The organism is Bacillus sp. 41-22, assembly GCF_025809295.1.
Lineage (GTDB): Bacteria > Bacillota > Bacilli > Bacillales > Bacillaceae_G > Bacillus_A > Bacillus_A mycoides.
On record NZ_CP084035.1, the window covers coordinates 5183216 to 5204852 of the forward strand.

Annotated in this window: 17 protein-coding genes and 1 pseudogene; 9 read left to right on the forward strand and 9 right to left on the reverse strand. The window is 33.1% G+C overall.

Going from position 1 to position 21637, the window contains the following annotated elements; translation table 11 throughout:
• Window positions 1-33: 33 nt before the first annotated feature.
• Entirely contained in the window at window positions 34-1347 is a 1314-nt protein-coding gene (locus LCF45_RS26630; RefSeq protein ID WP_002130138.1) for an ArnT family glycosyltransferase, read from the reverse strand.
• A 366-nt stretch (window positions 1348-1713) separates the two neighbouring features.
• On the opposite strand from LCF45_RS26630, the gene LCF45_RS26635 reads away from it, so the two are divergent.
• From LCF45_RS26635 to LCF45_RS26665, 7 genes are all read left to right on the forward strand, one after another.
• Window positions 1714-2226, forward strand: coding sequence for an acyl-CoA thioesterase (locus LCF45_RS26635; RefSeq protein ID WP_000412118.1), 513 nt, complete (start codon window positions 1714-1716; stop codon window positions 2224-2226).
• A gap of 218 nt (window positions 2227-2444) precedes the next feature.
• The gene (locus tag LCF45_RS26640; protein WP_000021472.1) at window positions 2445-3173 is read left to right on the forward strand and encodes a glycosyltransferase family 2 protein; all 729 of its coding nucleotides are present in this window, start codon (window positions 2445-2447) and stop codon (window positions 3171-3173) included.
• Between the two features lie 6 nt (window positions 3174-3179).
• Window positions 3180-3524, forward strand: coding sequence for a DUF2304 domain-containing protein (locus LCF45_RS26645; protein ID WP_002016417.1), 345 nt, complete (start codon window positions 3180-3182; stop codon window positions 3522-3524).
• Between the two features lie 231 nt (window positions 3525-3755).
• Window positions 3756-4736 carry a glycosyltransferase family 2 protein gene (locus LCF45_RS26650; protein ID WP_263894397.1) on the forward strand — a complete coding sequence of 327 codons (981 nt, stop codon included), beginning with the start codon at window positions 3756-3758 and terminating at the stop codon, window positions 4734-4736.
• A gap of 93 nt (window positions 4737-4829) precedes the next feature.
• Window positions 4830-6251: a flippase gene (locus LCF45_RS26655; RefSeq protein WP_002034968.1), complete on the forward strand. Its 1422-nt coding sequence runs from the start codon at window positions 4830-4832 to the stop codon at window positions 6249-6251.
• Between the two features lie 321 nt (window positions 6252-6572).
• Window positions 6573-9245, forward strand: coding sequence for a YfhO family protein (locus LCF45_RS26660; RefSeq protein WP_263894398.1), 2673 nt, complete (start codon window positions 6573-6575; stop codon window positions 9243-9245).
• Window positions 9246-9337: 92 nt separating this feature from the next.
• Complete coding sequence (locus tag LCF45_RS26665; protein WP_002130144.1) at window positions 9338-10276, forward strand: glycosyltransferase family 2 protein; 939 nt, start codon at window positions 9338-9340, stop codon at window positions 10274-10276.
• A gap of 41 nt (window positions 10277-10317) precedes the next feature.
• On the opposite strand, the gene LCF45_RS26670 is transcribed toward LCF45_RS26665, so the two are convergent.
• Together LCF45_RS26670 and LCF45_RS26675 are read right to left on the reverse strand one after the other, a co-directional pair.
• Complete coding sequence (locus tag LCF45_RS26670; protein ID WP_002167296.1) at window positions 10318-11262, reverse strand: SDR family NAD(P)-dependent oxidoreductase; 945 nt, start codon at window positions 11260-11262, stop codon at window positions 10318-10320.
• Between the two features lie 58 nt (window positions 11263-11320).
• The gene (locus LCF45_RS26675) at window positions 11321-11893 is read right to left on the reverse strand and encodes a TetR/AcrR family transcriptional regulator (RefSeq protein ID WP_263894399.1); all 573 of its coding nucleotides are present in this window, start codon (window positions 11891-11893) and stop codon (window positions 11321-11323) included.
• Window positions 11894-12062: 169 nt separating this feature from the next.
• Here LCF45_RS26675 and LCF45_RS26680 point away from each other — a divergent pair, with 169 nt between their 5' ends.
• Window positions 12063-13616, forward strand: a complete 1554-nt coding sequence (locus LCF45_RS26680; RefSeq protein WP_002130147.1) for an ABC-F family ATP-binding cassette domain-containing protein — start codon at window positions 12063-12065, stop codon at window positions 13614-13616.
• A gap of 23 nt (window positions 13617-13639) precedes the next feature.
• On the opposite strand, the gene LCF45_RS26685 is transcribed toward LCF45_RS26680, so the two are convergent.
• On the reverse strand, window positions 13640-14521 hold the full coding sequence (locus LCF45_RS26685; RefSeq protein ID WP_263894400.1) for a TetR/AcrR family transcriptional regulator: 882 nt from the start codon (window positions 14519-14521) through the stop codon (window positions 13640-13642).
• A 299-nt stretch (window positions 14522-14820) separates the two neighbouring features.
• Here LCF45_RS26685 and LCF45_RS26690 point away from each other — a divergent pair, with 299 nt between their 5' ends.
• On the forward strand, window positions 14821-17937 hold the full coding sequence (locus LCF45_RS26690; RefSeq protein ID WP_050000795.1) for an efflux RND transporter permease subunit: 3117 nt from the start codon (window positions 14821-14823) through the stop codon (window positions 17935-17937).
• 25 nt (window positions 17938-17962) lie between these two features.
• Here the strand turns inward: LCF45_RS26690 and msrB are convergent, their stop codons facing one another.
• The 5 genes and pseudogenes from msrB to lrgA all read right to left on the reverse strand — a co-directional run bounded on the left by msrB (window position 17963) and on the right by lrgA (window position 21557).
• Window positions 17963-18415, reverse strand: a complete 453-nt coding sequence (gene msrB / locus LCF45_RS27200; RefSeq protein ID WP_370458379.1) for a peptide-methionine (R)-S-oxide reductase MsrB — start codon at window positions 18413-18415, stop codon at window positions 17963-17965.
• A gap of 45 nt (window positions 18416-18460) precedes the next feature.
• A pseudogene (gene msrA, locus LCF45_RS27205) lies at window positions 18461-18928 on the reverse strand (peptide-methionine (S)-S-oxide reductase MsrA); the annotation flags it as partial.
• Between the two features lie 101 nt (window positions 18929-19029).
• Window positions 19030-20064, reverse strand: a complete 1035-nt coding sequence (locus LCF45_RS26700; RefSeq protein ID WP_002016425.1) for an AI-2E family transporter — start codon at window positions 20062-20064, stop codon at window positions 19030-19032.
• Window positions 20065-20398: 334 nt separating this feature from the next.
• Window positions 20399-21091 carry an antiholin-like protein LrgB gene (gene lrgB / locus LCF45_RS26705; RefSeq protein WP_000168872.1) on the reverse strand — a complete coding sequence of 231 codons (693 nt, stop codon included), beginning with the start codon at window positions 21089-21091 and terminating at the stop codon, window positions 20399-20401.
• Window positions 21092-21125: 34 nt separating this feature from the next.
• On the reverse strand, window positions 21126-21557 hold the full coding sequence (gene lrgA / locus LCF45_RS26710) for an antiholin-like murein hydrolase modulator LrgA (protein ID WP_002138935.1): 432 nt from the start codon (window positions 21555-21557) through the stop codon (window positions 21126-21128).
• Window positions 21558-21637: the final 80 nt, after the last annotated feature.

The window sequence follows — 21637 nt, forward strand, 5'->3', positions numbered from 1 at the left end:
CATCTACAAAAAAAGAATCCAAAATGGATTCTTTTATTTTCTGAAAAATATTTTTTGGCAATAAAAATAACTCATATAAACACCAAAGCTTTGTAAAATAAACAAAGCTGGCATAATAATATTATAATATGCCATATCTACTCGGAAGAGCCTTAACGACACGTATCCGGTAATTAATAATACAAACAACATATATCCTTCATTTTGCTGTTTCTTAATTAGAAAATGTAATAAAGCTATGGCCATAAATAATGTCACCACTATATATATAAGCTTTTCACATTTAAAAATAATAGAATTTATTCCCTCGTCTGAAAGCTGGTTAATAACTGGTTTTAACAGTTTAAATCTTTCTACTTCCATTTCTTTTAACTCTTGATCAATGTGCTCTTTTACACTTTTATTTTTGGATGTTTTTTCTTCATTTTGACTTTTTCCAATTAAAACAGATTGAACATAAGTCTGATTAGAAATCGTATACTGTGACATTCCCATCATCTTGATACCATAGCTCACACCAAAATGAGTACTATAAAACAGAATAAGTATTCCCATCATTTTTAATAGTAATTTTTGTTTCGTTGCTGATTGAAATAATTCAATTAACAGCACATATACAACTATAAAAATAGGTAAAAATAACCCCATTGGGAAAATCATATTGCTAAGCGCAAATAAAATGGCTGAAATTACCCACATATAAGGATGGTCTAATCCCTTATATAAAAATATGTAACAAGCACAATAAAATAAAAATATTGCGAGTGATTCCGCCGTTAATACAGAACTCATAAATATATTTGGAATATATAAAGCGTAAAACATTGATGCAATACGACCACACTCTTCTCCAAAGACCATTGACGCAATGCGATAAATGAAAAATGCAGTTCCTGTACAAAATAAAATATTAAATAATTGTAAAGCGAATACCGTATCACCAAATATACGAATGATGATTGATTCATAAATAATAAAAGGTAACTGTGCTATATTTTCTATATTATTGCCAATTGCAATCTGCTTTGCAGACTCATACATAGCTTTCATATCACCTATCATTGGAACATCTACAAATAGAACTGTGATAAGTCTTACAACTGTAGATATGCTCATAAGAAAAACAAGAAATTGTTTATCTGTAAAACGATATTGCAAAATTGATGCTACTAACAAAATAAGAATAACAAAAATCACTAATACAATTGTTATACTTGTTGTACTTCCTCCAAAAAATTGCTTACTTGTTTCAAAAGCCGACCAACAACTATAGACAAAAAATGCGAGCATCGCACCAATCATTATTTTACTGAAGAAAGACGAAAAATTTGTTCTTATATGATTCATATGTCCATTGCACCTCTACTTCCATTCATAACAAAATGATTCTATCATGAATAAGCACAAGGTTAATAGGGAATTTCTATGACAAATACATAGTCATTACTTTTTCACTTGCAATGTAAGCGAATCCTCTTTTACACTACATTTTATATATGATAAATTTTCTTTCAGTTACATGAATACAAATACAGAAATTTCAATAAAGTGAAACTTTAATCCACGGGGGTTTTGTTCATCCCCCACTGACTATTAGCCCGCAAATAGTGGGATAATCCTCTTTTGGAACACTTTACTTCATTAAATATCTAATATGGGTACTCCACTTACACATGTCACTCTGATTGAAAACAGAAAATAGGGGATGAATATATGGAAAAGAAATTCATGCGAGAATCAAAAGCAATTAAAACAACACGTGTTTTTCCTAACGATTTAAATAATCACCAAACACTTTTCGGGGGGAAATTATTAGCAGAAATTGATAGTATAGCTTCAATTGCAGCTGCGAGACACAGCCGCAAACATTGCGTAACAGCATCTATCGATTCCGTTGATTTTTTAACTCCAATTCACCAAGCAGATTCTGTTTGTTATGAAGCATTCGTATGTTATACAGGAAAATCTTCAATGGAAGTTTTCGTAAAAGTAATTGCAGAGGATCTACTAGCAGGCGAGCGTAGAATGGCCGCAACGTGTTTCATTACATTTGTCGCATTAAAAGACGGAAAGCCTTCATCTGTACCACAAGTAATTCCTGAAACAGAGGAAGAACATTGGCTACATACAACTGGTTCAGAGCGTGCCGAAAATAGAAAAAAAGGACGTTTAAAAAGTAAAGAAATGGCTGAAGTGTTAACTTTAAGTAAGCCTTGGAATATGTAACATTAGGATTTTATCTTATACATGCACAGGTTTTTTCTTCCTTGCATGTATTTTTTATTATAATAAAGTGTTAAGCCTTAGCATTTTTATTCTATGCCTGTTCCCTAAAATCACCCATCAGCTTTTCCTTTATTTTGTTATACTATTAATGGTATATTAAATAATGTTCGTTTAAAAATAACCATAATACGATTAAGTATATAAGGGATGGTGCGGTAATGTCTATTGAGGTACCAATTTCAATACCAAAAACGTTAATTATTATTCCAGCGTATAACGAGGAAGAAGCAATTGCAGATACATTAACAAGATTATTAGAACTAAAACAGCATTTTACAGCATTAAGCATTTGCGTTATTAATGATGGATCAAAAGATAAAACAGCTCAAATCGTAAAAGATTTCCCTGTTCATCTTGTTAATTTACCATATAATCTAGGTATCGGTTCAGCTGTACAAACTGGATATAAATACGCTTATGAGAACGGATATGATATTGCGATTCAGTTCGATGCTGATGGACAACATAATCCTGATGATTTATACAAAATCATACAGCCTATTGCCGAGGATCAATGCGATATGGTGCTTGGTTCACGTTTTACAGAAAAAACAGCATATAAAGGTAGTATTTCCCGAAGAATCGGTATTTTTTATTTTACCGCTCTATTGAAAGTACTAACAAAACAAACATTTATGGATCCAACTTCTGGGTATCGTGCTATCAATCGAGAAGTAATTAAGATTTTTGCACACAATTATCCAAAAGATTATCCGGAGCCAGAAGTCCTTATTCATTTAAAAAAGAAAAAACTCCGCATTAATGAAATATCTGTAAATATGCAAGAGCGACAAGGTGGACAATCTTCCATCACTCCCCTTAAATCTGCATATTACATGGTGAAGGTAAGTCTTGCTATATTGATGCAAAAAATCGTGAAAGGTTGATAATAAATGCATATAATTACCTTTTCATTTATCTTTATTTTATTACTATTCTTCTTAATTATTAATTCCATTCGTCGTGGGACTTTAGAAACAAAATATGCTATTTTATGGATTTTCGTTTGTGTTGCAATGGCTATTTTAAGTTCTACGGATAAAATTATAAATTGGATTGGAAAACTATTAAAAGTAGAATATCCTCCATCCATTTTATTCTTATTCGGACTATTATTCTGTTTTATCTTAATTTTTGACCTGACGAGAAAAATCTCCAAATTACACCATCAACTTGTAACATTAACGCAAGATTATGCATTATTAAAACAAAAATTAAAGATAACAGATAAAGAATAACTTCCTAACTAAATACTAATATATAAAAGCTCCTGAATTTTGCTTGAAAAATTCAGGAGCTTTTATCATTTCAAATTATTTCTTTCTAATTATAAGAGATACCACAATAGAAAGTTGATTTACAAAGTTTATATGCGTTAAACTTATACAGATGTTCTTGTAGTCTTCTTCCTTTCAAAAGGCTTGTATATATGGTACAAAACATAAAAAATTTGAGGAGATAAAAACTCTATGATGGAACAAAAACAACTCGTTTCCGTTGTCATACCTCTGTATAATACGGAAAAATATATTGAAGAAACGATGCAATCAATACTAGATCAAACATATAAAAACATTGAAATTGTAATTGTAGATGATGGAAGCAAAGATCAATCACCTTCTATCGTAAAAAATCTTGTACAAAAGTACCCAGGACAAATAAAATACGTCCCTCAAGAAAATCAAGGTGTTTCTGTTGCTCGTAATACAGGAATTGAAAATGCTAGCGGAGAATATGTTGCTTTTCTTGATAGTGATGATTTATGGAATCCAACAAAAATCGAAAAACAAGTTGAAAGCATGCATAAAAACAACATGAACGCTTGTTATTGTGGCTATATGAACTTTTACGAAGAGACTGGTGAAAAAATTGAGCACACGACAAACTTTATTAAAGGTGATATGACAAAAGCTTTCTTAACGCATCAAGTTGTTGCTCAGACGAGCACTTGGATTTTCAAAAGATCTATCGTGATGGATCATAATATTCGTTTCACACCAGGATGTAGCTGGGGAGAAGACTTAGAATTTCTATTTAAATTAATGAGCGTTACAAATGTATGCTATGTAGATGAATATTTAACATATTATCGAATCTTATCAGAAGGAAATCTTTCTTCAAAGTATAAAGATTATGAATTAAAAACAGCAAAAGAATTAGAAGTGTTTAATCGAATGAAAGATTGGGTTCATAATAAATCAAAAGACTTAATCGTGAATGATTCTACAGAACTTATTGAAATCCTTGAAACTTATCTATTCCCATATACAGTCATTAACAATGCTTGTATATACATTAAAGGAAGCCCTAAGTTAGATAAATCACAAGTTCAATTAATCAAGGGCGATATAAATAAATATTGTCGCAAAATTTATTCAAAAAATGGAAAACGAAGCAAAAAGCTATACGCGATGCTTTGGTTTGTACGAATAAAGTTTATATTTTCTTAAATAAAGAATACGCTTTTAAACATACTTTCCATAAACAAATCAAATTTACAAATAGGACGAAGTGCGTCCTGAAAAATAGAAAGGTCTTGTTCCATGAAAACAAATAAAATCCTTAAAAACGCCTCCTACCTATTTGTAGGAAATATTACTGTTCGATTTGTACTTGCTATTGCGACGATTTTCTTTGCAAGATATGTTTCACCAAAGGATTATGGGATGTTTACAACTGCATTAGCAGTTTCCGCTGTTATTTGTTATTTTACAGATGCAGGTTTGACACATACGTTTATGCGTGAAGGAACGAGAAGCAACGCTAACATTAGCGTACTAATTAGTAGTTATTTACGTATTCGTTTAGTATTAGCTATCGTAATTTCTGTGCTCTTCGCTATTTTCGCTCAGTTCTTCTATCCCGATGCTTACTTACGTGCGATGGTATATTGGGTTGTACTGCCGACAATGTTTGGAGCCACTTTACAAGGTGTTGGGATGGCTTACTTCCAAGTAACAGAACGCATGCAATTTACAGCGATTATTTCTGTAATACAAGGTGTAACAGCCGCAGCTGCTCTTCTACTAGGAATGTCCTTTAAATGGTCACTTATGATGGTTGCTGCCATGTACGGGATATCTAGTCTTGTAACAGGACTTATCGCCTTTATAATGGTAATTCGCCATACAACAGTTCATAAGGGCTGGGATAAAGGCATTTTAGATCAATTGCTCATTTTCACAATCAATGGCATTATCATTATGCTCTTACCACAGTTAGGGCCTATTATATTAGAAAAAGTCTCAACATATGAGCAAGTTGGATTCTTTGGCGCTGCATCGAAAATACCTGCTGTACTTTATCAAATACCGGGCGTAATTGCAGCAGCCTTTTATCCAAAGTTATTTGCTTTTGGAAATGAAAAGAATATTGATGAACATAGAAAACTATCTCAGTTCGAATTAAAACTTATGTCTTTCTTAGGAATGGGAATTTCCATCCCATTTATCGCCGATCCAAGTTTTTGGATTGTTACTTTATTAGGTGAACAATATGCACCAGCCGGTGATGCTCTTGCAATTTTAGCCTTTATGGTTATTTTACAATCTATCAACTATCCACTTGCTGATAATTTAACAACTATTGGTCAACAGTGGAAGCGTGCGACAACGATGGGAATTGGATTAGCTGTCGCTATCGTAAGTTACATCGTATTAGGCAGCCAATTTGGAATGATGGGAGCTGCGGTCGCTGCTATCATTACTGAGGTTACTTTATTAATCGGATTTACTTTATTCGTTCGTAAAGGATTTACTTTACTATTCAAAGGGATTGTATTTAATACACTAGCATTTATAATCAGTTACGCCCTATACCGAACAGTATTAATTAACTTACCACCACTGGTAGCTCTAACACTTACTGGTATATTGTACGGTATTATTGGCCTTGCAATTGATCCACAAATACGCGGGTTGATTTTAGGATTTGTAAATAAAAAATTAGTTCGTAAAAACGCTTAAAAGCCAAAAGCTTTTCCTATTAAGAATGGAAAAGCTTTTGGCTTTTTATATACCATCATTTACAGAACATAAATTCTGAAGACTGCACTTCATTATTCTCGAATTTTCAGTGGTTAAAAATGCTATATATTCCATGTCAAATTGACTTACTTTCTGAGAATGCTTTATACTAAATTACAAGTAAACTATGAAACTCAATGCTTGTAAAATATATATGATACAACAAAAATATATATTTTTTATGCTAAAACTAAAAAACACACCTTCATAATTGGTGTGTTTTTATATGTAACAACTTTCGAAGGAGGATTATAAATTTTTATGAGCATAAAGCCGAACAATAAGATTTTCTCAAAGAAAACTATAATGATTATTCCGATATTATTATTGTGTGCTTTTGCTTTTCATTATTTCTTTTTAACATCTAATCAAATCTTTTCTGGTACAGGTGATGCATTAAGCCAATTTGGTTTCTTTACATTTCTCCTGCAACATGCCTTTAAAGATGGTAATCTTTTTTGGTCTTTTGATTATGGATTAGGTGGAGATTTATTTGGAGAGTTTAGTTATTATTACAGTACAGCGCCGTTCTTCTGGATTACGCTGTTACTTCCTAAATTAAATATTGAACAAATCTATGATATGAAATTATACATGAGTATTTTAAAAAACTTTTTAGCTATGTTATTCATGTATGGTTCTTTACGTTATCATAATAAAACAATCTTCTCATCTTTTATTGCTGCTATTATGTATGGTGGATGTATTACTTTTATGCGCCATTCATTACTTTGGGATTTCATGGCTGATGCCATCGTATTTTTACCATTAGTAATATGGGGACTTGATAAATATATTATAGAAAAGAAACGTGGACTTTTCTTAGTAGCTGCTACTTTAATGTTAGCATCGAACTTTTATTTTGCTTTTATCACAAGTATTTTCATTTTCATTTACGCATTTTTCCAATACTTTGCCACACAGCAAAATAAAACAATCGTCTCTTTTCTAACCTATTATATTAAAATTGGATTATTATACGGTCTATCACTTGGCTTGGCTGCAGTTTGCTTTATTCCATCAGTCAATGCGGTATTTAGTGCGGATCGGTTAACGAAGAAATTTGATATACCTTTATTCTTTGAAGATACATTTTATAAAGATCTAATGGAAACTATCTTCTTCGTATATGATGCTGAAAATCATCAATTAGCTTTACCAGCTTTAATTTTATTCCTAATCATATTTGGAATGTTTATACGTGATAAACTTGTTAAAAATAAAGTATTCTTTACATTTTTCATGTTCATTCTGTTTATGCTTCCGTATACATACTCTGTATTTAATGGTTTCTCAGCAATGCAATATAGATGGCTTTATTTATTTGTATTTGTAATTGCTCAAACTATAGCATACATCTTAGATTGGATGATTGTTCATAAGAAAGAACATAAATTACCTTATATAATGAGTTCATTAGTATCAATAGGATTATTCATTTATGCATTTTATAGAAAAGTAAATATAAATGTAAGTGATAAACCTTTACAGGTAGTTGACAATATTTTAATCGGAACTATCGTTCTTTCTCTCATTACAGTATGTTTATGGCGTTATCTTTCTAAACCTTTCATACAATTTTTAGTTGTAGTGAACGTACTCGTTAGTACAATTTCCATGAATTACATGTATGCTAATAATATACTTAGTACCGCTTTCGGACAAAGCAATGCTACAAAAGAAGCTTTACATGTATCTGGCTATGATAACAAAGATGAGATTGCTGCCATTCGTTATATACAAGAATATGATAAGGACTTTTATCGTATTCTTAACCCAGGTAGCGCCCATAACACACCAATGTTACAAGGTTATCATGGTACAAGTACGTACCAAAGCTTGATTAATTATTATGTTCATGACTTTATGAAAAATAAATACAACGTATTCCAAGGGTTCGACACTCCTTCGATGTTCTTCCAAGTTGATAGTCGACTACTACTTGAAAATATGTTAGGTGTAAAATATCGTGTACTAAGCGCTGATACAGATCAAAAAAATATCCCATATGGATATAAACTATTAAAACAAGTAGGACCATATAATATTTACAAAAATGACTATGCTTTACCGTTAGGGTATGTATATGATTCTAGTATAAGTGAAGAAGAATTTTCTAAATTAAACTTCGCTCAGCGTGACCAATTATTATTACATGCTGTAGTCGTTAATAATGGAAAAGACTTTTCATTAACTCATTTTGATAAAAAGAACCTTAATTCAAAAGCGGTATCTATCAATATGGAAAAAGTACAACTAGAAAATATGGAAAAAGAGAATAATAAACTCATTGTCCACGGCAATGGAAATATGATTGTACCTATAAATTATCCTAATACTCCTGGAGATTTAATTGTAGAATTAAAGATAAAAAATAAAGGTTCATTCCATGCAGTAGTTAACGGGAAAGATATGGGGAAAGGTGAAGACACTGGTGCATACTCATATCCTTTAGAAAGATTTGTTTATAATTTAGGTAAAGACGATCGCCCAGACCAACTAACTATTTCTATTGATGCGCCAGGTGAATACGAACTTGAAGACTTACAAGCAAATATCGTAAATTACGAAGGTGTACAAAAAGAAACAAAAAAACTAACTGAAAATAGACTTCAAAATATTTATTATAAAAACAACTATTTAAAAGGTGAAATCAACTCAAAAAAAGATGGATTACTATATTTATCTGTTCCATATAGTAAAGGTTGGACTATAAAAGTTGATGGAAAAGAAACAGAATTCACGAAAGCAAATTCTGCCTTTATTGGCGTACCAATTACAAAAGGAGCACATGTAATCGAAATGACTTATGTTACACCTTACTTTAAATTAGGTATGATTATATCAATTATTTCACTAATTATTTGTGTAGCCTTACTAGTTTTTACAAATCAAAAAGGACGCCGAAAATTGCCTTTTAAAAAGCAGCAATGAGCACTCAATAAATCATGAAGCTATCCAAAGCGGATAGCTTCATAAAAAATATTAAATAACGTTTTAACCATTATAAACAAGGAGGGTCAAAAATGACTCTTTCAATAGTCGTACCATGCTACAATGAAGAAAAGATGCTTCGAGCCTTTTATTCAGAGACTTCTCTAGAAATTCATAAATTAACTACCGATTATGAATTTGTTTTTGTAAATGATGGTAGTAAAGATGATACATTAAATATTCTACGTGATTTGGCAAATTCAGATGCAGCTGTTCATTATATATCATTTAGTCGGAATTTCGGCAAAGAAGCCGCTATGTTAGCTGGTTTAAAATACGCTACAGGTGATGCAGTTGTTATTATGGACGCCGATTTGCAACATCCTCCTACACTAATAAAAGAAATGTTAGAAGGATATAACGAAGGTTACGACCAAGTTATTGCAAAAAGAACAAGAACAGGTGATTCACCCGTTCGCTCTTTCGTTTCTCGTCTATACTATAAAGTGATGAATAAGTTTGTAGATATTGAACTAGTAGACGGCATTGGAGATTTTAGACTTTTAAGTAGAAGAGCTGTTGATTCTCTATTATCTTTAAGCGAATACAATCGCTTCTCAAAAGGTTTATTCTCCTGGATTGGATTTAATGAACTAATTATTGGATATGAAAATGTATTACGTTCTGATGGAGAAAGTAAGTGGACTTTTTCTAAATTGTTAAATTACGGAATAGATGGTGTTATCTCATTCAATAATAAACCATTAAGACTATCTATATATCTTGGATTATTAACAACTATTTTAGGGATTTTATACGTAATTACTACATTTATTCAAATTATTGTTGGTGGTGTTGAAGTCCCAGGATACTTCACTTTAATTTCCGCTATATTATTTATTGGTGGTATTCAACTCATTTTCCTAGGTGTTATGGGTGAATACATCGGTCGCATTTATTATGAAACAAAACGTAGACCACATTTTATTGTAGCTGAAAAGAAAGTTAGTGAAGTCAAACAAAAAGCATAATAAAAAAGTTACTTCTGTAGGTAGAAGTAACTTTTTTTATACTAATATTTACATACCTTTTTTTGCATAGATATAATCGTTTCTTTTAGCCCGCTATAATAAGAAGTTTTAGGTATCTCACCAATATACCTCTCATATTTCTCTCCGCTTAATACAACAGGATTTTCTGTCAAATATAGCATTTCCACAAATTCTTTCATCTGCTTATCAAATAGTCCGATTAAATTTATCATACCTTTTTTTACTGTCATTACTGGTTTTGTATATCCCGTTAATTCTTGTATATGTTGAATCATCTCTTCACCTGTAATGACACCACAACCCGGTATGTTCCAATTTTGTCCATAGGCCTCATCACGTAAAGCTAATTCAACCATTGCTTTTGCACCGTCTGGTGTGAAAATATATTCACGAGCAATCTTTTTATCTCCAACAAAGCTTGATAACTTATTTGCAAGTACCCCATTTAAAGTATGATGAACAAGTGTACTTTCTGCATTTGGACCATAAAAATCAGGAAAATGTGCAATAAACATTTGTACACGAGCCTGTTTTGCCATCATTTCTAGCTGTAACCGAATTTTCCCTTTCTTCGTATGTGGTGCCTTTTTAACTTCTTCCACTACAAGTTCTTCCCCTTGCCTCCCATACGCATAAATATTATCAACTATCCCTAACTTACTGTCGTAATACATTGCTACTTCTAATATATTTTTTAATAATTTTGGTTGCTTCTTCTCCCAATCTGAATATGGAATGTTTACAGCATGAAATATAATATCAACGCCTTTCGCGGCTTCCATTATATCCTCCTGTATAAATACATCTCCCGCTACAACTTTCACATTTTCTTCTCCAGAAAATAATATCTCTAATTTCTCTTTATTCCTCGCAAAGGCCACTACATGAATTCCTCTGCTACATAATTCTTTTACAATTGCATACCCCATTGATCCAGATGCTCCTAGCACTAAAGCTTTTTTCATTATATATCCCCCCTAAATTAATTAACCGCTGTTCAATTAATATTAAAAAGAAAATCACTTACATAAGAAGTGATTTTGAAATAAACTCCACGTGTACTTTAGCTAATCCTTTTACTTCTTCAAATGTTTGATCATTCCCACAATAGTGTGCCACAAACCCATGTAATGATAGAAAAACAGACCATATTGTCATTACATTTACCTTCTCATTACACAAAGAAGATACAACAGTAGCAAATTTTTCGTAACTAACATTTGGGCCATCTGCTAAACATTCTTTTAACTCATCATCTCTAATTAAAAACATGATTTCATAATGACTTTGATTTTGCAAACCAAATTCAATAAAACCAAATAAAACAGCTTTCAATTGTTCCTCTTGTGGTAAATTTTGATCATTAATCTCATCTAATTTTTGATTTAGCAATTGAAAATCTTGCTCTACCATCGCATAGAAAAGCTCTGCTTTATTTTTAAAATGATAATAGATGGCACCATGGCTATATCCTAGTTCTGTTGCAATTTTACGCATTGAAGTATGCTGATAACCTAATTTTATAAATAAGTCTCTTGCTACATTCATAATCATTTTTCTCGTTAATTCTTGTTTAACTGCCCTTCTTGGCGACATTTTTCATACCTCACAATTTAACTGACCACTGTTCAATTAATATTATAACCTTTCCCCAAAAAAATACAATTAGTTTCTTACAAAAAGATACATTTTGAAAGGATAGCATTATACTCAATAATTTAGTATCATGATTCAAGGTACTATTTCAAGTTGGACGGAGGATACTATGAGCTTATTAACAGTAGAAAAACTAGGCCATACATTTGGCGATCGCACATTATTTAAAGATGTATCCATGCGTTTACTAGCAGGAGAACATGTCGGATTAGTCGGTGCAAACGGTGTTGGTAAATCAACATTTATGAATATTATTACTGGTCAACTTATCCATGATGAAGGCCGTGTAGAATGGACACCTGGTACAAATTACAGTTACTTAGACCAGCATACAATTTTAACACCTGGTCGCACAATTCGTGATGTATTAGCTGACGCGTTTTTACCTTTATTTGAAAAAGAAAAAGCTTTAAATGAAGTTGCAGAAAAAATGGGAACGGCAACACCGGAAGAATTAGAGGACCTTCTTGAGCAGATGGCAGAAATCCAAGATGCTCTCGAAGCAGGTGGTTTCTATTTACTAGATATGAAAATCGAAGAGGCAGCAAGAGGTCTTGGAATTGATGCAATCGGTTTAGATCGTGATGTTTCAGCACTAAGTGGTGGACAACGTACAAAAGTATTACTTGCAAAGCTATTACTTGAGCAACCAGAAGTGTTATTACTCGATGAGCCTACTAACTATTTAGACGTTGAACATATTCATTGGTTAACTAATTATTTAAAAGAATATCCACATGCATTCTTATTAATTTCTCATGATACGGAATTTATGAACAAATGCGTTGATGTTATTTTCCATCTAGAATTTACAAAAATGACGCGCTATACAGCGACATACGAAAAATTCCTAGAGTTAGCCGAAATTAATAAAAATCAACATATAAATGCTTATGAAAAACAGAAAGAGTTTATTAAAAAGCAGGAAGACTTTATTGCAAAGAACAAAGCTCGTTATTCAACGACAGGTCGTGCAAAAAGTCGTCAAAAACAACTTGATCGCATGGAGCGTATTGATCGTCCTGAAACAGCAATTAAGCCAGAGTTCTCATTTAAAGAGTGTCGTGCAAGTAGCCGTTTCGTCTTTGAAGGTGAAGATGTAGAAATCGGATATACACATCCGTTATTACCAAAACTAACAATGACAATTGAACGCGGTGAAAAAATTGCCATCGTTGGTTGTAATGGTGTTGGTAAATCAACATTACTAAAAACGATTTTAGGAAAAATTAAACCTTTAAGCGGTAAAACGAGCCTTGGTGACTTCTTAGAGCCTGCATACTTCGAGCAAGAAGTAAAAGCGGATAATATAACACCAATTGATGATGTTTGGAACACATTCCCTAGCATGGACCAACATCAAGTTCGTGCAATGTTAGCGAAATGCGGATTAAAAAATGAGCATATCTCTCGCCCGCTAAATCAATTAAGTGGTGGCGAACAAGCAAAAGTTCGTTTATGTAAGTTAATGGGTGAAGAAAGTAACTGGATCCTATTTGATGAGCCAACAAACCATCTTGATGTTACAGCAAAGGAAGAACTTCAAAAAGCTCTGAAGGCATATAAAGGGACAATCCTTCTTGTATGTCACGAACCAGAATTTTATGAAGGCTGGATTACAAAAACTTGGAATGTTGAAGAATGGTCACAAAATAATTCTTAATTATAATAGAAAATCCTTGCGTTCTATATGCAAGGATTTTTTATATTATAGTATGCCGTAAGCCTCAATCGAAACTCATTTAAACTAGGATATACCGCTAAATTAGCAAGCATACCTCTAATGACTGGAATTCTTGGATTTTGCAATCTCATTTCTGCTTCTAAAACATCTAAAGTTACAAGTAACTCATCATTTTCTAATTGATCAGTTAATGTTCGTTTAAATGCAATAATTTCACTTAGAAAATGTTCCTTCACCTGTTCCTTAATAAGCTCGGAACTACAAAGAAATTCTCCTAGTCTCTCTTCATGTAGGACAGGTTCCTCCGAAGATTCTAGAAGCCCCTCTACTAAATTGTCTATCCTTTTTAAAATAAAAGCTGAGACATAGGACAAATCAATTTCTGGTGCATTTAAAATAATTAATTCTAAATACCCACGGCATATCCCTTCCACCATAATTACTAGATCTAACAAGTATGGAATAACCTTTTCACCATAAATGGACAGTAAGCTATTCCGATAAAATGCATGAGACTCTAATTTCATCCTCATCATAAACTCTTCTACTTCTTTATTAAACGGAATTGCATTTTCTCTTGCATGCATAATAATAAATTCTTTATGTTTTTGCACATCAGTAAACTGACAATATAATTGTTTTTCAAATTTTTCACGTGGTAATAAAGATTCTTTTTCAATATCCAGCATTTTCTTCTGAATCTTGTCATAATAATATCGAAGTGTGGCCAATAATAACTCGTCTTTTGATTTGAAATATAAATAAAAAGCTCCTTTTGATATACCACATGCGGTTACGATTTCTTGTACTGACGTTGCATTTACACCCTTAGTTGCAAATAACCTCATAGCCATCTCTATAATTAAGCGCTCTTTTTCTTTCATATTCTCTCTCCTAAATTTAATCTCGCATCTTATGTAAATTCAAACTTGATTTTATTCCACATTAACTGAAAATAAAACTCCCCATCTAAAATTTAATGGAGTAAATGGTTTATATAGAAGCCTCTCCATCTATAAAATTCGGTTAGTAAAAGCCAATGATCAGAAAAAGAATAGGAAACCGACTACTTACAGTTTGATTTTATTATACCATCTCTTTTCATTGACGACTGACCAATCGGTCAGTTATATTATGTATTAGACTGACCAATTGGTCAATATAATAAAAAGGGAGCGCAAACATGAACAAAATCATCAATTTCACGTTAAAAAATAAGTTCGCAGTTTGGCTACTAACCATTATTGTTACTATTGCGGGTATTTATTCTGGACTCAATATGAAGCTGGAGACAATTCCTGATATTACAACACCGATTGTAACAGTAACCACGGTTTATCCTGGTGCTACACCAGAAGAAGTAGCTGATAAAATTTCAAAACCAATGGAAGAGCAACTCCAAAATTTAAGCGGTGTAAACGTTGTTAGTTCATCATCTTATCAAAACGCATCTTCTATTCAGGTAGAATATGATTTTGATAAAAATATGGAAAAAGCCGAAACGGAAATTAAAGAATCGCTCGCAAACGTGAAACTGCCAGAAGGTGTGAAAGACCCGAAAGTCTCACGAGTAAACTTTAATGCCTTTCCTGTTATTTCATTAAGCGTAGCGAGTAAAAATGAATCTTTAGCTGCCTTAACAGAAAATGTAGAAAAAAATGTTGTTCCTGGATTAAAAGGACTTGATGGTGTCGCATCTGTTCAAATCGCAGGTCAACAAGTAGACGAAGTACAGCTTGTCTTCAAAAAAGATAAGATGAAAGAATTAGGTTTAAGTGAAGATACTGTAAAAAATATGGTTAAAGGTTCGGACGTATCGTTACCACTTGGCTTATATACATTTAAAGATACGGAAAAATCAGTTGTTGTCGATGGTAACATTACAACAATTAAAGCATTAAAAGAATTAAAAATTCCAGCTATCCCTTCATCACCGAATGGTCAAGGTAGCCAAAACGCTGGTGCTGGAACACAAGCACCACAGATGAATCCGGCCGCTATGAATGGCATACCAACGGTTACATTAGAAGAGATTGCTGATATTAAAGAAGTTGGAAAAGCGGAATCCATTTCTCGAACGAATGGAAAAGAAGCAATCGGTATTCAAATTGTGAAGGCTGCTGATGCGAATACAGTTGATGTTGTAAATGCAGTTAAAGATAAAGTAAAAGACCTTGAGAAAAAATATAAAGACTTAGAGATTATTTCAACATTCGATCAAGGTGCGCCTATTGAAAAATCAGTCGAAACAATGCTTAGCAAAGCTATTTTCGGTGCTATCTTTGCGATTGTTATTATTATGTTGTTCCTGCGAAACATTCGAACAACACTAATCTCTGTCGTTTCTATACCACTTTCTTTATTAATTGCAGTTTTAGTAATAAAACAAATGGATATTACCCTTAACATTATGACACTTGGAGCAATGACAGTTGCTATTGGACGCGTTGTTGATGACTCAATTGTTGTTATTGAAAATATTTACCGACGTATGTCTTTATCAGAAGAGAAATTACGTGGGAAAGATTTAATTCGTGAAGCTACGAAAGAAATGTTTATCCCGATTATGTCTTCTACAATTGTAACAATCGCTGTATTCTTACCTCTTGGGCTTGTAAAGGGTATGATTGGTGAAATGTTCTTACCATTTGCTTTAACAATTGTTTTTGCCCTACTTGCTTCCTTACTTGTGGCAGTTACAATTGTGCCGATGCTAGCACATTCCTTATTTAAGAAGGAAAGCATGAGAGAAAAAGAAGTACATCATGAGGAAAAACCAAGCAAATTAGCAAACGGCTATAAACGTATACTTGAATGGGCGTTAAACCATAAAATTATTACATCAAGTATCACAGTCCTCCTATTAGTAGGCAGCCTTGCACTTGTACCAATCATCGGTGTCAGTTTCTTACCATCTGAAGAAGAAAAAATGATTATCGCAACGTACAAACCTGAGCCAGGTCAAACGTTAGACGACGTTGAAAAAATTGCAACGAAAGCTGAAAAGCATTTCCAAGATAAAAAAGACGTCAAAACGATTCAATTCTCATTAGGCGGCGAAAACCCAATGAGCCCTGGTCAAACAAATCAAGCGATGTTCTTCGTTCAATATGATGACGATACGAAAAACTTTGAAAAAGAGAAAGAACAAGTCGTTAAAGATTTACAAAAGATGTCTGGAAAAGGTGAATGGAAAAACCAAGATTTCGGAGCAGGTGGCGGTAGTAACGAAATTAAGCTATACGTTTATGGAGATAGCTCTGAAGAAATTAAGCCTGTCGTGAAAGACATTCAAAATATCATGAAGAAAAATAAAGATTTAAAAGACATAGACTCTAGTGTTGCAAAAACATATGCAGAATATACTTTAGTCGCTGATCAAGAAAAGTTAAGTAAAATGGGGCTAACTGCTGCTCAAATTGGAATGGGACTTTCTAATCAACATGATCGCCCTGTTCTTACAACAATTAAAAAAGATAATAAAGATATAAATGTATATGTAGAAACTGAAAAACAAAACTATGAAACGATCGATGACTTAACAAATCGTAAAATTACAACACCACTTGGTAATGAAGTTGCTGTTAAAGATGTTATGACTGTAAAAGAAGGTGAAACTTCTAACACAGTAACACATCGTGATGGCCGTGTTTATGCGGAAGTTAGTGCAAAACTAACATCTGATGACGTTTCAAAAGCATCTGCCGCTGTTCAAAAAGAAGTAGATAAAATGGATCTTCCTTCTGGTATAGATGTTTCTATGGGTGGTGTTACACAAGATATTCAAGAATCATTCAAACAACTTGGCTTAGCGATGTTAGCTGCGATTGCCATTGTATACTTCGTTCTTGTTGTTACATTTGGCGGTGCCCTTGCACCATTCGCAATTTTATTCTCGCTACCATTCACAATCATTGGTGCACTCGTTGCCTTATTAATCTCTGGCGAAACGTTAAGCGTATCTGCGATGATTGGGGCTCTTATGCTAATTGGTATCGTTGTAACGAACGCAATCGTGCTCATTGACCGTGTTATTCATAAAGAAAATGACGGCCTATCAACACGTGAAGCATTATTAGAAGCTGGTACAACACGCCTGCGTCCTATCTTAATGACTGCAATTGCAACAATCGGGGCTCTTATCCCGCTTGCATTAGGATTTGAAGGTAGCGGCTTAATTTCTAAAGGACTTGGCGTAACAGTAATTGGTGGATTAACAAGTTCAACGTTATTAACACTTCTTATTGTTCCAATCGTTTATGAAGCATTAAGCAAATTTAAAAAGAAAAAAGTAAAATAAAAAAATAACCTCGCTGACTGCGAGGTTATTTTTTATTCCCAAACAAGATTAGGAAATCACCATATCCTTCTTTTTCTAAATCTTCTTTTTGAATAAAGCGTAGCGCTGCCGAATTAATACAATAACGAAGGCCGTTTTGTCCTGGGCCGTCTGGAAATACATGCCCAAGATGTGAATCTCCTTCTTTACTTCTCACTTCCGTACGCGTCATATTATGGCTAACATCCATTTTTTCTTTCACACTAGCTGACATAACTGGTTTCGTAAAACTCGGCCATCCACAGCCGCTATCGAACTTATCGAAAGAAGTAAATAATGGTTCCCCCGAAACAATATCTACATAAAGCCCTTCTTCTTTATGATTCCAATACTCATTTTGAAAAGGCGGTTCTGTCCCATTTTCCTGTGTTACATAAAACTGCATCTCGTTTAATCTTTCTTTTAAATGAGCATTATTCTTTGGCCAATGTTGTTTAATAAAAGCATCTCGACCTGAGCCTTTACGATATAACTCATAGCGAAATGTATTCTTCTTATAATATCCTTGGTGATATTCTTCAGCTGGATAAAACGTAGCAGCTGGCAATATTTTTGTCGCAATTGGCTTCGAAAAATTCCCACTTTTCTCGAGCTCTTCTTTTGAAGCCTCTGCCTTTTTATGTTGTTCTTCATTATGATAAAAAATCACCGTTTCATAAGACTGTCCACGGTCGTGGAATTGTCCCCCTATATCAGTCGGGTCAATTTGTCTCCAATATATATTTAACAACTCTTCATACGGCATTTTATTTGCATCAAATGTAATTTGTACTGCTTCATAATGCCCAGTTGTTTCCGAGCACACTTCTTTATACGTTGGATCCTCTTTATGGCCACCTGTATAGCCTGAAACAACCTGTATAATCCCTTCCATCTCTTCAAATGGCGAAACCATACACCAGAAACACCCTCCGGCAAACGTAGCTAACCCTATCTTTTCATTTACAGCCATTATTTCACCCCTATTCTATCTTCTCCTTACAGTATGGCATAAGGAACGTCATGTTATAAAAGAAAAAGCATCGAACATCGATGCTTTTTCTTTACTTCACTTTATTTTTTTCCAACGTCCTTCTCCATTTCATCACTTGTCACATCTAAGACATCTAATAAGAAAATGAAGATTGGAATACCGATAATAAGTCCCCACACACCTAAGAAATGCTCAGAGAAAATTAATATCATAAATGTGTAGAAGATTGGTAAGTTTGTTTTTTGAGACATAAACTTCGGATTTAATACATAACTCTCAAGTGCATGAATTACTGTTACGATAACTACAATATAAACGACATACATAATACCGCCAATATTGTAAGCAATCATACAGAGTGGGAATAACGAGATAATAACACCCGCCACTGGAATTAAACCAAGCAAGAAAATCATTAACGCTAAACCTAGTAATTGCGGGAATCCTAATATCCATAATGCAATAACAGATAAAACACAGTTAACAATTGCAATTAAAAATTGTGCTTCGATTACTTTTCCAAATGAACGTGCAAATTTCTTTCCGAAATACTCTATTTCGTTATAGAAAATTGCAAGTCGGCTTTCTTTAAATTTTGAAGTAAAAGCAACGATACGTGCTTTTTCAAGTAAGAAAAATAAGCTTAAAATTACAGAAAGTAAAACTTGAAGGCCAAATTTCCCAACATTCGTAATAGATTTATACAAAATGTCTACGCCTTGCCCCACATATTTAGAAAGCTCCATATGATTAACAGCATTAACTGCATACTTAATTAATTCACTATCAGGTGGATTTCTTAAAAATACATTAAATTGATAAATCAATTGTGAAATTTGTATTGTTAATACCGGTAAATATTTAAATAGCGTAATGGCAATTCCTGCCACTAACATTACATATAAAAGCGCTATAATAATTTTTCGATTAATTGGCATGAAATGATCTAATTTACGAGAAATAAACTTTTGGAATCGATCCATTAAATACGTCAACATAAACGTAATTAAAATTAAATTTAACATACTTTGCATCCCATACAATATGAGAGCAAGTAATACTAATACGATTAACCTCTGAAATCCTTTGCTTTGAAACAGGTTTTTTATTTGCATAATCGACGAGTACTCTCTCCTGTCCTATAAAGTAAAACGTTAACAAGTAGATCTCTCTCTATTCTCTACTTATAATTATCCTTTAATATTAAAGCCATTGCGAGCAATTTATATTCAACCCTAACCACCCGTTAATTGTGCTATATATTATGTTACTTCTTATTTTACAATACAATGACCTATTTCAGAACGCATTATACGTAGTATTAATGAAGATTTAAGGAAACTTTTATCCTTCAATAGGTCTTACCACTACTGTAACATAAAAAGCAAGCTATCAGTAGAAATCCGTCCTACAAATAACTTGCTTTTATATTTTTTTTAGTAAGTTTTATCATCCAATAAACGGCATGAACATTGGAATAACCACCACCGTTACGACACCAACCACTGTCACAGCGATACTGGCCATAGCTGCTTCTACTTCACCCATTTCGATACCTACTGCAACCCCTAACGCATGTCCTGCTGTTCCAAGCGCTAAACCTTTAGCAATCGGGTGTTTCACTCTAAATGTTTTTAAGAATAACGCACCTAATGCGTATACGATAACAGCATTAAAAATAACTGCAAATGATGTAATTGCTGGAATACCACCGATACTTTCAGAGATTGGTAATGCAATTGCTGTTGTTGCTGCCTGCGGTAACATTGAGTTCATTACAGCTGTATCTAGACCAATTGCTTTTGCGACAATGAACACAACAACCACTGAACAAATAGATCCAACCACAATAGCCGATAAAATTTGCCACCAATATTTTTTTAACTTATCAACTTGTTTATATAATGGAATTGCAAACGCGATTGTTGCTGGTTCTAAGAAGAAGCTAATCATTTTTCCGCCAGTATTATATTCTTCAAAAGTAAAGTTACCTACTTTTAGAAAGACAATCCCTAATACCATCGCTACGAATAATGGTGTGAATAAGAAGAATCCTTTTGAATGCTTAAATAATAATGTTCCGATTCCGTATGCGATTAATGAAACGACGATTCCGAAATATGGAGTCATTGTGCTTGCCATGTTCATTCCCTCCTAACAATATATACTAAATTGGTTACGCAACTTTTCCGTGCTTGCGTCCTTTATTTACTACTTTCAATTCTTTCGTATCTTCTATTTCTTTATCGTCTTTTCCTAAAATAAATTGTGCAAATAATCCTGTTACAGCGAGTAAAATAATTGTTGCGACAACAATTACAGTTAAAATTTGTATAAAATATTGTCCCATTACACCGAGAGAATTAATAACCGAAATACCTGATGGAACGAAAAGGAATCCGATAATACCTGTTAAAGCCGTTCCGAATGATTCAACTTGTTCCAATTTAATAACTTTTAAACATAATAGGCTAAATAAAATAACTAATCCGATCACCGATGAAGGCATCGGAATTGGTAAATGCGTTGCAATAATATTAGAAACTAACATAATAGCTGAAAATATGAATGCTTGTGATAAGAAACTATATACTTTTTTCGTACTCATTTTGGCCACCTCTTTCGATTTGGTACCTTTATTGTATAAGATAAAAATAAAACTGTAAGCGTTTACATAACAGAACGTCA